This is a genomic window from Streptomyces triticirhizae (genome assembly GCF_003696235.1).
GTDB classification, from domain to species: domain Bacteria; phylum Actinomycetota; class Actinomycetes; order Streptomycetales; family Streptomycetaceae; genus Streptomyces; species Streptomyces triticirhizae.
Genome location: NZ_RFFJ01000223.1, coordinates 1 through 9,077, shown reverse-complemented (window position 1 = coordinate 9,077; position 9,077 = coordinate 1). Strand labels below are relative to the sequence as shown.

Here is a 9,077-nt window from a genome sequence, read left to right as displayed (position 1 = left end):
GCCGCCGCCGTCGGAGCCGCTCGACCCGGGCGAACCCGAGGCGCCGGCCGTGCCGGTGGCCCCGGTGCCGCCCGCGCCTCCGCCGCCGGAGGCGCCGGTGGTGGTCGAGGAGCCGTCGGAGTCGCCCGAACCCCCGCCGCCGGCGGAGTCGCCCGACCCGCCGGAGGCCGAGTCGCCGCCGGAGTCGCCGCCGGTCGCCGAGCCCTCCGGGTCGTCGGTGCGCAGCTGCGGGCTGTGCGAGGAGCCGGCGCCCGGCGTCGGGTTCGCCGCGATCGCGCAGCCGCTGAGCGTCGGCCCGTCCGGCACCCAGGCGAAGCGCACCTCGAAGCCCTCGCCGGGCGGCAGGATCAGTTCGTCGTGGGCCTCGTCGGGCGCCGGCAGCCCCGTCGCCCGGTCACCCTCCGTGCGGTCGACGACCCGCACCGGGCTGGACCCGGCCGCGTCGGAGAGGACCGCCAACTCACCCTCGCCGGTGACGCGGCAGGGCTCGTTTGAGACATTGACCATCCGGATCAGGCCATAGATTCGGCCGTTCTCGTCCGGTGGCTCGGTGTCGGTGACCACCCGGCCGAGCTGCTCGCGCAGGCAGCTGGGCGAGGTCACGCCCAGGGTCTCCCTGGCGTCCGTCGGGTCCCCCTCGCCCGGGTCGCCGGAGCCGAACGGGGACCCGCCGTCGCTGTCCGCCCCGCCGTCGCTCCGGTCGCTCAGCCCGCCGCCCGAAGGATGGGGCTCCCCGGTGTCGCCAGGGCCGCCGCTCTCGCCCCAACTCCCGGGCGGACCACCGCCGTTGGAGGTGTCCATCGCGGAGTCCTGGCCGCCGACCGAGTCGGCGACGCTGGCCATCAGCGGGGCGCCGATGCTCAGCAGCGCGACGGAGGCCGCCGTGCCCAGCAGCAGATGCCGCCGGCGCCGGCGCCGGAGCGGCACCGCCACCCGCAGGTTGTCCAGGGAGTCCGGGCCGGGTTCGAGGTCGCCGACCGTCTCCCGGAACAGCCGCCGCAGCTCCTCGACCTCGGCGTCCGCGTCGCCGGCCGCGCGCTCCGGCGGCAGGTCCCCGAGGTCCTCGTGCCGGCCGGCGCCGCGCCCGGGGGCGCCCGCCTCGTGCCGGCCGCGCTCGGCCGCCCCGAACGCGCCGCTGCCCACATCGGTCCTGCCCGCGTCCGTCCCGCCCACGTCGGTCCTGCCCGCGTCCGTCGTCGGCTCGTCGCCCTCCCGGGCGGTCGGCTCCCGCTCGGGATGGGCGTCGGTGGGCTCCCGGTCCGGCTCACGCCGGGGACCGGGGCGGTGCTCGGTCATCTCGCGGCCTCCATGGCGACGCGCAGCGCCGCGATGCCGCGTGACCCGTAGGCCTTGACCGAGCCGGCCGAGATGCCGAGCGCCCTGGCCACCTCGGCCTCGGTCATGTCGGCGAAGTAGCGCAGGACCAGCACCTCGCGCTGGCGCCGTTGCAGGCCGCGCATCGCCTTGATCAGGTCGGCGCGCTCCAACTGCTCGTAGGCGCCCTCCTCCGCGCTGGCCATGTGGGGCAGCGGCTTGCTGAGGAGCTTCAACCCGATGATCCGCCGGCGCAGGGTGGAACGGGAGAGGTTGACCACCGTCTGCCGCAGGTATGCCAGCGTCTTCTCGGGGTCGCGCACCCGGCTGCGCGCCGAGTGGACCCGGATGAACGCCTCCTGCACCACGTCCTCGCAGGAGGCGGTGTCGTCGAGCAACAGGGCGGCGAGACCGAGCAGCGAGCGGTAGTGCGCCCGGTAGGTCTCGGTCAGGAAGTCGACGGTGGTGCCCTCGGCCATCGTGTCGTCAGCACCCTCGCCGGCGGCGGCGATACGACTCGGTCGCGCGGCGGGCAGAGGCGCGGTCACGGCCCCGCTCCCGGCTCCCGTCGAACTGGGCCGAGCGAGGGGGCGGTTCGGCGCTGCCATGAATTCGAGGACCTCTGCCACGCCTGTTGGACACGTTCTCCCCCGCGAAGGTTGTACGGCACGGGGGAGCTTTCGCCTATCGGGTGGTGTGCCCTCATATGTCCCGCCCTGCCGTCGATGCCCTGCTCTGGTCGGTGCCTGGCCCTGCTCCGAGGACGCGCTAACGACTCTCCCCGCGACCGCGATGGAGATGGTGCGGCGCGGGGAGAGGAAATCGTCTCTCGTGTGCTCGGTCCGTAGCAAGCCGTACTGGCCTACGAGTTGGTCACGAGAGATTCACAACCAACCATCCTCGGACGCGAGGCGGTGCAAACGAGTCAGCGAACGAAGGAACGGGCGGTTAGCTCGACAAACGGCGCGACAGACGGTGGACGGCGAACGTTCGACGAACGGCCGCCCGTTCAGCGCCCCGTTCCGCCGTAGACCACGGCCTCGTCGCTGTCGCTGTCGAGGCCGAAGGCGGTGTGCACCGCCACCACCGCGGCGTTGGCGTCGTCCTCGCGGGTGACCACCGAGATCCGGATCTCCGAGGTGGAGATCAACTCGATGTTGACCCCGGCGTTGGAGAGCGCCTCGAAGAACGTCGCCGTCACCCCGGGGTTGGTCTTCATGCCCGCGCCGACCAGGGAGATCTTGGCGATCTGGTCGTCGTAGCGCAGCGCGTCGAAGCCGATCTGGGCGCGCCGCTTCTCCAGCGCCTCGATCGCCTTGCGCCCCTCCGACTTGGGCAGCGTGAAGGAGATGTCCGTCAGCCCGGTGGCGGCGGCGGACACGTTCTGGACCACCATGTCGATGTTGATGGTGGCGTCAGCGATGGCACGGAAGATCTTGGCGGCCTCACCCGGCTTGTCCGGCACCCCCACGACCGTGACCTTGGCCTCGGAGGTGTCGTGGGCGACCCCCGAGATGATTGCCTGCTCCACCGCTTCCCCTTCCTGCTGACGCTCGTGCTGCGGGCTGCCGACCCAGGTGCCAGGCTTGCCCGAGAACGAGGACCTGACGTGGATCGGGATGTTGTATCGGCGGGCGTACTCCACGCAGCGGTGGAGCAGCACCTTGGAGCCGGAACTGGCCAGCTCCAGCATGTCCTCGAAGGAGATCCAGTCGATCTTCCTGGCCTTCTTCACCACTCGGGGGTCGGCGGTGAAGACGCCGTCAACGTCGGTGTAGATCTCGCAGACCTCGGCGTCCAGGGCGGCGGCCAGCGCCACCGCCGTGGTGTCGGAGCCGCCACGGCCCAGCGTGGTGATGTCCTTGCTGTTCTGGGACACCCCCTGGAAGCCCGCGACGATCGCGATGTTGCCCTGGTCGACGGAACTCCTGATGCGCCCCGGGGTCACATCGATGATGCGGGCCTTGTTGTGCACGGCGTCGGTGATGACGCCGGCCTGGCTTCCGGTGAACGACTGGGCCTCGTGGCCCAGGGAGGTGATCGCCATGGCCAACAGGGCCATGGAGATGCGTTCCCCGGCGGTCAACAGCATGTCCAGTTCCCGCCCCGAGGCGACGGGGGACACTTCAGCGGCGAGATCCATCAGCTCGTCCGTCGTGTCGCCCATCGCGGAGACCACGACCACCACCTGGTGGCCGTTCTTCTTGGCCTCGACAACTCGCTTGGCGACCCGCTTGATACCTTCGGCATCGGCAACGGAGGAGCCGCCGTACTTCTGCACGACAAGGCCCACGTGTGCTCGCTCCTCGTGTGAGTCACTCTCCGCAGTCGCTTTGGGGACTGCGGCCGGCTGAATACTACCGAGCGAAGCGACAACCCCGCCCGTCCAGCCACGAGCCCTGCCCGCTGGTCGGGCGGCACACACGGAAACACGCACGAAACGTAACCGACCTCACATTGCCAGCCGAACGCTGGAAATGATCATTGACGGGGTCGTCATGGCTCAGAAGCCACCGGGAACCGGTACAGAGAAGGCACCTACATGAACTTGCGCGGCCTGGACGAACTCACCGGAGTGCCCGAGCCCGCCTGGCCGGAGCTGGTGAGCAAGGTCTCCTCGGCCACCGTCCCCCTGGAGATCGTCCCCGTCGACCCGGCCCTCGGCCGCGCGACGCTGCTGCAACTCCAGGTCACCGCACGCTCCTACCTCGGCGCCTTCGCGCTGCACTGCGGCGGGCTGCTGCTGGACGACGGCTGGCTGCGCGTCTTCGGCAGCGCCACGCCCCGCAACCCGCACGGCCTGCCGAGCCTGGCCAGGGTCAACGGCTTTCCCGACGCGTTCGACCCCGACTGGCGCCCCGAGGCCGGGCTGGTGCTGGCCTGGGACGTCATCGGCGGCGTCTTCGCGCTCAACGGGCCGGACCCCGCGGCCCTCGGGCGCCCGGGGCGGCCCGGCGAGGTGGTCTACTTCGCGCCCGACACCCTCGGCTGGGTGGCGCTCGACGTGCCGCACTCGGCCTGGTTCGACTGGCTGTTGACGGGCGGCCCCGCCGCGTTCTACCGGCCGGTGCGCTGGCCGGACTGGCGGGCCGAGACCCGGGCCCTGGCCACGGCGGCCGAGGGCCTGTCCGTGATCCCGCCGCTGTGGTCCCGCGAGGCGCGGGCCGACCTGCCGGGCACCTCGCGCCGGCCGGTGCCCATGGTCGAGCTGCTGGAGCTGCACCAGGATTACGCCCGCCAGCTGACCGGCGCCGACCCGGGCTTCCTGGGCGAGACGGCCGGCTCGGCCTGACGGGGCCGGTTTCTCGGGCGGGCCGGCTCCCTCGTTGGCGGGGCCTGGCCTCTCGTGGCCCGCCCCGGTCCGCCCCGCCCCGGTCCGCCTCCGCGTGGGGGGACCGGTCCGGACGCCCGAGGGTGGCGTGCCGACATTTCCGGCATATCGTTTGTCCATGGGTGTCTCTCAGCGCGGTTCCCGGCTCTCCTCGCTGGAACCGCCGGTGGTGGAGGCCCTGGACCGGACCGGCGCCTACGGCGCGCTGGTGTACCTGCTGGAACCCGACGCCTCCCTCCTCCGCCTCGCCCTGATCAGCGGCGTTCCGCCCGGGCTCGCCTGGCAGTGGACGCGGGTCAGGCTCAGCTCACGGCTGCCCGTGGCGGAGGCCGCCAGGGAACGTCGGCTGGTCTGGCGCGACGTGCGGGGGCGCGGCGAGATCGCCGCCGACGAGGGGCAGGCCGCCATGGCCATGCCCTACGCGTTCGCCCTCGGCTCCGCCCCGATCGGGGACGCGCTCGACGCGCCCGACACCCGCTGGGGCGTCGTCACCCTGCTCTGGCCGGCGTCCCATCCGAAGGGGCCGTCCGACGTCGAGGTCACCGAGCTGCACCGCCTCTGCCGCCGGCTGGCCGGGCTGCTGCGGCGGGCCCAGGAGGAGGGCGAGCCCTACCTCCCCGAGGACCGCCCCAGGGTCCTCTTCCGGCCACGTCCTCGCACCCCGGGACCCGACGAGGCGCTGGCCGCCTCCGACCTGGTCGAGGGCCTGCCCGACGGCTGGTGCGCCGTGAACCTCTCCGGCGTCGTCGCCTACGCCAACAGCCGGGCGGCCGAACTGCTCGGCACCGACGTCGAGTCGCTGCTCGGCCGGCTGCCCGCCGAGAGCGTGCCCTGGCTGGGCGACCCGCTGATCGAGGACCGCTACCGGACGGCCATCTTCAGCCGGGAGTCGCTCTCGTTCTCGATGGCCAAGCCCTCCAAGGAGTGGCTCACCTTCCACGTCTATCCGGGCCCGCGCGGCATCACCATCCAGATCAGCCCGGCGCGCGCGCCGGCGCCCGGGGAGAGGGCGCGGCGGCGGGGGCTGCCCTCGACCCCGGCTCCCGCCCCGGCCGAGGGCGGGGCGCTCTACCAGCTGCTGCAACTGGGCACCGCCCTCACCCAGGCCGTCGGCGTCAAGGACGTGGTGGAAACGGTCGCCGACCAACTGATGTCCGCATTCGACGCTCAGGGACTGATCATTTTCCTGGCGGAAGGCGGTCGGTTGCGGTCCGTCGGCTATCGCGGCTTCGAGCCGGAGGTGATGGAGCGCTACGACAACGCCCCGCTCCACCCGCCGCCTTCCCCCGCCGCGAGATCGCTGGTCGACCGGGAACCGGCGTTCTACGGCTCGCGCGAGGAGCTGTTCCGCGACTACCCGAGAATGCGTCCCTCCGTCCAGATGCGAGCCTGGGGCTTTCTGCCGCTGATCACCTCTGGTCGGTCTGTGGGCTGTCTGGTGCTGGCCTATGACCGGGATCATCAGTTCACGTCCGAGGAACGGGCGGTGCTGACCTCGTTGTCCAGCCTGATCTCCCAGGCCATGGACCGGGCGCGGCTCTACGACACCAAGCACCAGCTCGTCCTCAGCCTCCAGGCCGGGCTGCTGCCGCACCGCCTGCCCGAGCCGCCCGGGCTGACCGTCGCCGCCCGCTATCTGCCGGCCACCGAGGGCATCGAGATCGGCGGCGACTTCTACGACGTGATCCCGCTGGACGACCACAACACCGCCGTCGCCATCGGCGATGTCCAGGGGCACAACGTCAAGGCCGCCGCGCTGATGGGCCAGGTGCGCACCGCCGTGCACGCGGCAGCCGGCGAGGCCCCCGGCGAGGTGCTCAGCCGCACCAACCGGCTGCTCACCGACCTCGATCCCGGCCTCTTCACCAGCTGCCTCTACGCGCACTACGACCGTTCGAACCACCAGCTGCGGCTGGCCAGCGCCGGCCACCCGCCGCCGCTGCTGCGCCATCCCAACGGGCGCGCCGACCTGCTGCCCGTGCCGCCCGGCCTGCTGCTCGGCATCGACCGGGTGGCCGAGTACCCGGAGACGGAGGTCTCGCTGCCCCCGGGCTCGGTGCTGGTCATGTACACCGACGGCCTCATCGAGACCCCGGGCGAGGACCTGGAGGACTCCGCGCTGCGGCTGGCCGGCCACCTGGTGCGCGCCGGCGACCAACGGATGGACGTGCTGGCCGACACGCTCCTGCACGGCACCCACCACGCGGAGACGAGGGACGACGACATCGCGCTGCTGTTGTTGCGCACCGTCAGCTGAGCGGGCGTCGGTCCCGTTGCCCTCTCGGGCGTCGGTCCCGGTGCCTTCCTGGCGGGCGGCGTTGGCCGCGTTGGCCGGCCGTCAGCGGGCGTCGCGCGAGGTCAGCCCCAGCGGCGCGCCGATCTCGGCCGCCATGACGCGCCCCGCCTGACGTTCCAGATCGCCGTCCTCGGCCGCGCTGTCCGTGTCCAAGCCGTTCAACTCGGCCAGCGGCGTGTTGAGTCGGACGTGCGCCACCAGCGACTGAAGCGCCCTCAGAGAGGCGCTCGCGGTCGGGCCCCAGTTCGTCAGATAGGAGAACTGCCACCACCACAGCGCCTCGCTGACCCGGCCCTCGCGGTAGTGCGCCATGCCGTGCCGCAGATCGCTGACGATGTTGGCCAGGTCGTCGGATATCCGCGCCGCGACCGGGGTGCTGTGCGGGACATAGGGGTCGAAGACCTCGGAGTAGACGTCGACCGGCGTCAGCAACGCGGCCAGCGCCTCGCGCAACGAGTCCATGTCCGGGTCCGGGCCGGTGTCCGGCTCGTACCGTTCGTCCGGAACGATGTCCTCGTGGGCGCCCAACCGGCCGCCGGCGAGCAGCAGTTGCGAGACCTGCAACAGCAGGTAGGGCACCGCGCTGTCCGGGTCGTCGCCCCTGGCCACCTCGGTCACGGCGACCACGAAGCTCTCGATCTGGTCCGCGATCTGCACCGAGAAGCTGTCCGGGCCCGCCAGGGCCTCCGGGCGCTCCTCGCGAGCCAACAGACCGGCCTGCTCGACCTGGTCCATCGGCGTCTCATCGATCTCCGGCCCCGTCGTCGCATCGGACATCAGGCGGTCGCCTCCCCAACGGTCCCTACGTCTGCGCGAGGGACGGCGGTCCCGGCGCCGGCGGCCGGCCCGGTCGTCCTCGCGTTACACATCAAGCAGCCGCCTGCCCTCGAAGGCTCGGCCCAGGGTGACCTCGTCGGCATACTCCAAGTCTCCCCCCACCGGCAGGCCGCTGGCTAGCCGGGTGACCCGAAGGCCCATCGGGCTTACCATGCGCGCCAGATAGGTGGCGGTGGCCTCGCCCTCCAGGTTGGGGTCGGTGGCCAGGATCAGCTCGGTGACGGAGCCGTCGGCCAGCCGGGCCAGCAACTCCCTGATCCGCAGGTCGTCGGGGCCGATCCCGTCGATCGGGCTGATCGCGCCGCCCAACACGTGGTAACGGCCCCGGAACTCGCGGGTGCGCTCGATGGCCACCACGTCCTTGGGCTCCTCGACCACGCAGATCACGGCCGGGTCCCGGCGCGGGTCGGCACAGACCCGGCACCGCTCCTCCTGCGCGACGTTGCCGCACACCGAACAGAACCGCACCCGCTCCTTGACCTCGGTGAGGGCGCGCGCGAGCCGCCGCACGTCGGCCGGCTCGGACTGGAGGATGTGGAACGCGATCCGCTGGGCGCTCTTCGGGCCCACGCCCGGCAGGCGCCCCAGCTCGTCGATGAGTTCCTGGACTACGCCCTCGTACACGGGATGCCTCTCCGCTTCCGCTCTCCGCTTCCGCCGGCCGGCTCAGATCGGCAGGCCGGGGATGCCGCCGCCGCCCAGCCCCTGCGCGAGCGGGCCCAGCTTCGCCTTGGCCAGCTCCTGGGCCGAGTTGTTGGCGTCACGAACGGCGGCGATCACCAGGTCGGCGAGGGTCTCGGTGTCGTCGGGGTCCACGGCCTCGGGCGCGATCACCAGGGCCGTCAACTCGCCCGAGCCCGTGACCGTGGCCTTGACCAGGCCACCTCCCGCGCTGCCCTCCACCGGAGTCTCGGCCAGCTCCTGCTGCGCCGTGGCGAGATCCTGCTGCATCTTCTGGGCCTGCTGCAACAACTGCTGCATATCGACCCCACCGCCACCAGGGAACACGGGCTTCACTCCTGGGCTATCGACAACAAATGCGTACCCCTGAGCGTACGGGCTCCGCTGGCTCTGGTCTCACTCGTGGTGAATCTCCTCAAGAACCGTCGCTCCCAGCTCCCGAACGATCAACTCGTAACCGCTGAGCGCGGTGTCGTCCAGGTCCGGGTCGTCCTCGTCCGGGATGTCGTCCTCGACGGCCACCCGGGGGCGGGGCGGAGGTGAAGCGTCGGCCGTGGGCGCCGACGCCGAACCTGACCCGGCCGCCGCCGCGCCCGCCGCGCCCGCTGCCGCGCGGCC

At 72.1% G+C, this 9,077-nt stretch carries 8 protein-coding genes and 1 pseudogene; 2 read left to right on the top strand and 7 right to left on the bottom strand.

What is annotated here, in order from left to right:
* The 3 genes from EBN88_RS26085 to EBN88_RS26075 form a co-directional block, all read right to left on the bottom strand.
* On the bottom strand, nucleotides 1–1,296 hold a 1,296-nt coding region (locus EBN88_RS26085), incomplete at its 3' end, for a hypothetical protein (RefSeq protein ID WP_122399508.1).
* A complete protein-coding gene (locus tag EBN88_RS26080; protein ID WP_122399507.1) occupies nucleotides 1,293–1,922 on the bottom strand; it encodes a SigE family RNA polymerase sigma factor in 630 nt (209 codons plus the stop codon). The genes EBN88_RS26085 and EBN88_RS26080, both read right to left, overlap by 4 nt.
* A 401-nt stretch (nucleotides 1,923–2,323) precedes the next feature.
* A complete protein-coding gene (locus EBN88_RS26075) occupies nucleotides 2,324–3,607 on the bottom strand; it encodes an aspartate kinase (RefSeq protein ID WP_122399506.1) in 1,284 nt (427 codons plus the stop codon).
* A gap of 249 nt (nucleotides 3,608–3,856) precedes the next feature.
* Between EBN88_RS26075 and EBN88_RS26070 the strand changes: the two genes are divergently transcribed.
* Together EBN88_RS26070 and EBN88_RS26065 are read left to right on the top strand one after the other, a co-directional pair.
* Nucleotides 3,857–4,606 carry a DUF2625 family protein gene (locus tag EBN88_RS26070; protein ID WP_325052785.1) on the top strand — a complete coding sequence of 250 codons (750 nt, stop codon included), beginning with the start codon at nucleotides 3,857–3,859 and terminating at the stop codon, nucleotides 4,604–4,606.
* Nucleotides 4,607–4,763: 157 nt separating this feature from the next.
* Nucleotides 4,764–6,902 carry a SpoIIE family protein phosphatase gene (locus tag EBN88_RS26065; protein WP_122399505.1) on the top strand — a complete coding sequence of 713 codons (2,139 nt, stop codon included), beginning with the start codon at nucleotides 4,764–4,766 and terminating at the stop codon, nucleotides 6,900–6,902.
* An 81-nt stretch (nucleotides 6,903–6,983) separates the two neighbouring features.
* Here EBN88_RS26065 and EBN88_RS26060 read toward each other — a convergent pair whose 3' ends face one another.
* The 4 genes and pseudogenes from EBN88_RS26060 to EBN88_RS32140 form a co-directional block, all read right to left on the bottom strand.
* Nucleotides 6,984–7,676 carry a DUF5063 domain-containing protein gene (locus EBN88_RS26060; RefSeq protein ID WP_122399509.1) on the bottom strand — a complete coding sequence of 231 codons (693 nt, stop codon included), beginning with the start codon at nucleotides 7,674–7,676 and terminating at the stop codon, nucleotides 6,984–6,986.
* A 126-nt stretch (nucleotides 7,677–7,802) separates the two neighbouring features.
* Nucleotides 7,803–8,402 carry a recombination mediator RecR gene (recR, locus tag EBN88_RS26055; protein WP_122399504.1) on the bottom strand — a complete coding sequence of 200 codons (600 nt, stop codon included), beginning with the start codon at nucleotides 8,400–8,402 and terminating at the stop codon, nucleotides 7,803–7,805.
* Nucleotides 8,403–8,444: 42 nt separating this feature from the next.
* A complete protein-coding gene (locus EBN88_RS26050) occupies nucleotides 8,445–8,786 on the bottom strand; it encodes a YbaB/EbfC family nucleoid-associated protein (RefSeq protein WP_122399503.1) in 342 nt (113 codons plus the stop codon).
* 69 nt (nucleotides 8,787–8,855) lie between these two features.
* A pseudogene (locus EBN88_RS32140) lies at nucleotides 8,856–9,077 on the bottom strand (DNA polymerase III subunit gamma/tau); the annotation flags it as partial.

What these genes read in the sequence shown, in the direction of transcription:
- EBN88_RS26060 (WP_122399509.1), bottom strand. Translation starts at nt 7,676, where the DNA reads ATGGACCAGGTCGAGCAGGCCGGTCTGTTGGCTCGCGAGGAGCGCCCG.
- EBN88_RS26070 (WP_325052785.1), top strand. Translation starts at nt 3,857, where the DNA reads ATGAACTTGCGCGGCCTGGACGAACTCACCGGAGTGCCCGAGCCCGCC.
- EBN88_RS26080 (WP_122399507.1), bottom strand. Translation starts at nt 1,922, where the DNA reads ATGGCAGCGCCGAACCGCCCCCTCGCTCGGCCCAGTTCGACGGGAGCC.
- EBN88_RS26065 (WP_122399505.1), top strand. Translation starts at nt 4,764, where the DNA reads ATGGGTGTCTCTCAGCGCGGTTCCCGGCTCTCCTCGCTGGAACCGCCG.